The sequence below is a fragment of the Actinokineospora sp. genome (assembly GCF_050699995.1).
GTDB lineage: Bacteria > Actinomycetota > Actinomycetes > Mycobacteriales > Pseudonocardiaceae > Actinokineospora.
In genome coordinates, this window is sequence record NZ_JBOHGC010000076.1 from 1 (window position 1) to 3486 (window position 3486).

A 3486-nucleotide genomic window follows, 5' to 3' on the forward strand; every position below is an offset into this window, starting at 1 on the left:
GAGGGTCATGTCGGCGTGGAGGTAGATCTGCGACGTGTCGGTGCTGGCGTGGCCCAGCCAGAGGGCGATGACGCTGGTGTCGACGCCGGCGTGGAGGAGTCGCATCGCGGTGGTTATCTGTAGTCGATTCTGCATATTGCCTGGTCGGAGGCCAGTTTCGGGGTTGAGGCATGTGAGGGACGTGGGCCGTGCCGGCGACGGGATCGAGGCACGGGCGTTCGTGGGCGTCATCGGTTCTGGTCCTTGATGAGCTGTCGGAGGCTGTCTCTGGCGGCGTTGAGGTCGTCTTCGAGTTCGCGGATGCGTCGGTGGGCGACGCCGAGTTCGGCGGTGCGAGCATCTCTTTCGACGACGAGTCGCCGGTTGACGTCATCGAGGGTGGCGACGCGCTCGATCAGCTGTGCCCGCTCGGGTCCTTCGATCTCGGCACCGAGTTGGAGCTGGAGCCTGCTGCGGAGTTTGTCGTTCTCGGCGCGGAGCCTGCGGATCTCGGTCCGGGCGATGATCAGGTCGGTGTGCACGCTGTCGGGTGTCACCGGCGCGGGGTTGTCCGCGGATGATGGTGGCCGGGTGGCTTGGCGTTCCCGGGCGGTGTCGAGGTGGTCTCTGAGGCCGTCGGCGTAGACCAGCCAGGTGGACACTCCGGCGGTGCTGGCGACCGCGGCTGCGGTGATCGGGGCGCCGGCGGTCTCGAGCGCTTCGATCGCGGCGAGCACACGTTGTCGCTTGTGTTGGCTGTCCTTCGCGCGGGCGGCACGCAGTCCCGCGGTCTTGTCTGCTGTGCTCATGCTGGCCTTGTCGGGCTGAGTGCGAGGAGCGGGAGTTGCCGGCCGGCGCGGGCGCGGCGGAGCAGCTTGCTGGCATCTTCGACCTCGGCGCGTTCGGCGGCAGGTAGGTCGGCCAGCTTGTCCCGCATCCGGTCGACGACGGCGGTGAACGCGTCGATCTGCGCGGTGAGGTTGGCGATCACGTAGCCCGCGGCGTCCATCGCACGGGCGGTTTCTCGGTCCCGACGCAGGTCGGCGAGGTGGTCTTCCAACGCGGGCAGGTAGGACGGGTCGGGTCGGTAGAAGCCGCAGCCGGCGCATTGGAACCGGATCGGGCAGGCACCCCCGCCGGCGGTGACGTTCGATGGTTCGGTGCAGTTGCCGTAGGGCACCGACACCGAGGCTCGCTGGTAGGCGGTGGGGCTGGTGAACGGCGCCGGGTCACCGGCGGCGTCGGTGGCCAGCGCCCCGACGGCGGTGATGGCCTGTTGTTTGCGCTTGAGGCCGATCGAGTAGTACCCCATGGTGGTGGTCACCGAGACGTGGTCCATCAGCTCCTTGAGCACATCGACCGGGACCCCGGCATCGGCATGCCGTTGGGCGTAGGAGTGACGCAGCGCATAGGGCAAGATCCCCGACCGGTCGAACGGCGCGGGGGTGCCGTCGGGGCCGAGCAGCTCCGAATCGATGACCTCGATCTTTGCGACCCAGGCCTTGAACGCCCGGCGGACACAGTTGGGCGTGATGTGGCCGTGGGATTGCTGGCAGCGCAGCAGCGGGGACGGGAACAGCCACCGATCGGTGACCGGAGCGGTCCGCAGCCGCAGGCGGTGCTCTCGCCAGTCGGCGATGATCGCGGCCGTGGCGGCGGTGATCGGCAGCCGGCGACCCCTCCGGGCTGCCTTGTGGTTGTCATAGACCAGGTTGTGTTGGCCGTCGATGACTTCCACGCAGTCCACGGACAGGCTGACGACCTCGCCGGGGCGTCGACCGGTGTCGCGCAGGATCTGGTAGACGGCCTGGTGCATGGCCTGGAGGTCCGCAGCGGCGAACACCCCGCCTCGTCCACTCGGGCCGAGCAGATCCAGGTAGACATCCAGCTGGGCGATCACCGACTCCGGCAACGCCTTGCCGATCTCGTCCTCGTTGGGTTCGTCGCGGACCCGGGCGCGGCGGGCGGAGGGGCGGAACGGGTCGGGCACCATCGCCATCTGCCCGCTGGCCCTGCCGTGTTCGAGCACGATGCCGAACTGGTGCAGCAACAAATTGCGGTGCGAGGCGGAGTAGGCCGCTGCGTCGTCGCGGCGTTGGCTGGCGATCGCATCAGCGACCCGGGCGAAGTCACCGGCATCGAGCCGGGTCGGGTCGGTGCGTCCGGCGGCGATCAGTGCCTGCGACGCCGCCCGGGCCGCGCGCAGGGTCTCCCGCAGCCGCTGCAGGTAGGGCCGGGTCGTCTTCGCCCAGTCCTTGACCACCACCCGCAGCCAGTCGACCTCGATGACGCCGAAGTCGATCACGCCCCGGGTAGAGGGCCACGGTCGGGAGGCGTTGTGCTGCAGGTCCAACAACGCCACCTGCCACACGTCGCCGGCGAAGGGGTCCACGCCGCTGTAGTGGGCCCAGGCGCGGTCCAGGTGTCGGCGCAGGTCACGAAACAGTCCCCGGGTGGAGTTGTTGTAGACCATCCCGCCGGACTCACACACCGTGTGCGGGTCCGCACTCCGCAGCGAGTCTGCGTCGCCGAGCCGGCCCAGCAGGATCCGGACCTCGGTCGGGTCCAGCGGCGGTGGTGCGGCATCGCGTTGTTGCAGCCCGTAGAGCACCTCGGTGGCCAGCTGTTCGCCCATGCCGGCCAAGGAGAACTGGTGGACGGCGAGTCGGGGCCGTTCGGCGGCCACCCAGCCGGTGAACACCTCAGGAGTCAACTCGCAAGCGGCGTGGGCGCGGAGCAGCCGGTTGTGGTGGAAACGGCATAGCCCACGACGAGTCAGTCCCTCGCGGACGCATCCGGCCACCAGACAGTCGGCCTGCCGCGGCAACGCTCGCGCCCGGACGACGAACTCTTCGACCGGCTCGGTGGGGCGCCGTCGCCAGGACTTCTCGTGACGCTGACACAACCCGCGGCATAGCGGTTCGCTGGCGCATCCGGCCACCAGGCATGAGCTCCTCGGCGCCAACGGTCGAGTGCGGCGCTGCGGTGGTGCTGCGTCGAAGTCGTCCCAGCTCACCGCGCGGATGCTGCGGGCACGTCGGCAGCCTTCGCAGCGTCCGTACTGACGGCGGGTCGCCGTGGAGCAGCCAGGGGTGCGACACGGCCATACCGCGGTCCGGTCGTTGCCCAGGTCCCCGGTGAACAGCAACGACCCCGGATCCCACTCCCCAGCTCGCCACGAAGGGTCCAGCCGCTCGCCCAGCCAGCCCAGCCACCCGGGTTCGGCACCAGGCTCTGGTTCGACCGCGGGCCCTGTTGCCCGCAGTCTCGCGGCGCTCACCGCTGGCTCCTGGCCGCCGCGACCGTCTCCACCGCGCGGCGCTTGTCCTCATCACGGGCATGCAGATACACGCTCGTCGAGGCCAACGACGCGTGACCCAACAGAGCCTTGACCACATCGAGATCGGTCCCGGCACGGACCCAGTTCGTCGCCGCGGTATGTCGCAGCATGTGCGGGCGGACCGAGAACCCGCACTGGACCGCGAGCCGGTCGAAGAAGCCCTTCGC

General features: G+C 69.5%; 3 protein-coding genes. All 3 read right to left on the reverse strand.

Going from position 1 to position 3486, the window contains the following annotated elements:
• Positions 1 to 227: 227 nt before the first annotated feature.
• Positions 228 to 788 (reverse strand): DUF6262 family protein, encoded by a 561-nt coding sequence (locus ACRDSQ_RS04520; RefSeq protein WP_431419023.1) that lies wholly within the window; start codon positions 786 to 788, stop codon positions 228 to 230.
• Positions 785 to 2692, reverse strand: a complete 1908-nt coding sequence (locus tag ACRDSQ_RS04525; RefSeq protein ID WP_431419025.1) for a tyrosine-type recombinase/integrase — start codon at positions 2690 to 2692, stop codon at positions 785 to 787. Before ACRDSQ_RS04525 ends, ACRDSQ_RS04520 begins: the two co-directional genes overlap by 4 nt.
• A gap of 563 nt (positions 2693 to 3255) precedes the next feature.
• On the reverse strand, positions 3256 to 3486 hold a 231-nt coding region (locus tag ACRDSQ_RS04530), incomplete at its 5' end, for a tyrosine-type recombinase/integrase (protein WP_431419026.1).